The organism is Arthrobacter sp. BPSS-3 (assembly GCF_044628475.1).
Taxonomy (GTDB): Bacteria; Actinomycetota; Actinomycetes; order Actinomycetales; family Micrococcaceae; genus Arthrobacter.
In genome coordinates this window covers 1-1072 of sequence record NZ_JBIMMV010000023.1, presented here as the reverse complement: position 1 = coordinate 1072, position 1072 = coordinate 1, and the positions used below count along the sequence as shown (strand labels likewise).

General features: G+C 65.0%; 1 protein-coding gene. It reads right to left on the bottom strand.

Going from position 1 to position 1072, the window contains the following annotated elements; translation table 11 throughout:
• Window positions 1–5: 5 nt before the first annotated feature.
• Window positions 6–980 (bottom strand): IS481 family transposase, encoded by a 975-nt coding sequence (locus ACFVY3_RS17305; protein WP_400160670.1) that lies wholly within the window; start codon window positions 978–980, stop codon window positions 6–8.
• Window positions 981–1072: the final 92 nt, after the last annotated feature.

Below are 1072 nucleotides of genomic sequence, written 5' to 3'. Positions count from 1 at the left end.
TGTACTCAGTCAGTAGGTTGGTTGCACCTGCTGATGGGTGGTTTGCCTCCGAGGCTGCCGTGTGGCCGGTGGTTGTTGTAGAAGTTTAGCCATGGCTGCAGGGCGTTGGTTCGGGCTTGGTTCGAGGTGAAAGGCTGCCGGTAGGCCCAGCCTTCCTGGAGGGTGCGGTTGAAGCGTTCGGCTTTGCCGTTTTGCCAGGGATGGCGGGGTTTGATCAGGATGTGTTTGGCTCCCAACGCGGCCAGAGCGTCCTGGAAGTCGCGGGAGAGCCGGTAGGCGAAAGCATTGTCGGTCATGACCCGCTTCACGGGTGCGCCGTTGGCTGCCATCGCGGCTGCAGCCCGGGTGAGGAACCCGGCGCAGGTAGGGCCTTTCTCGTCAGGCAGGACCTCGGCGTATGCCCACCGGGTGTAGTCGTCGACAGCGACGTGGACGTAGTCAAAGCCGACCCTGGTGTGGCCTGCGGCGTGATTCCGGGCGGATTGCGTCGGATCTGCCCGCCAACCGCCCCCGTCGGGAATACGCCCGAGTTTCTTGACGTCGATGTGGACCATGTCCCCCGGGGCATCGCGTTCATAGCGGCGCCCGGTGGCCCGGGAAGCCCGGATCCGTGCCCCGGTCACCGGGTCCAAGTCCCACAACCTGGGCATGCCTGCGCGGGCCAGGATCCGGGAGACCGTCCGGGCGCTGGTCCCACAGCGTATGGCGAGGCCGGCTGGTCCTTCCCGGTGCTTCACCCGCTTGGCGAGGACTTCGGATACGACCCTGGCCGGGGTGGCGTGCGGGCAGGACTTTGGGCGGGAGCTCCGGTCCTCCAGGCCATCCCAGCCGTGGGTGCGGTAGCGGCTGAGCCAGCGGTGGGCGCAGGTCCTCGAGATGCCCATTTCCTTGGCCACATGCGCGACGGGGCGTCCGGCGAGGACCCGCTCGATGATGATTCGTCTACCGATCGGAGTCAGGCGGGCATTACGGTGGGACATGAGGACCTCTTAGTCGTTGGCTGTGTGTGGTAACCACCAACCTAAGAGGTCCTCACCTATTCACGATGTAACCAACGTCCTGACTCAGTACA

Excerpts from the sequence above, each read along its gene's own strand:
- ACFVY3_RS17305 (WP_400160670.1), bottom strand. The coding sequence starts at position 980 with ATGTCCCACCGTAATGCCCGCCTGACTCCGATCGGTAGACGAATCATC.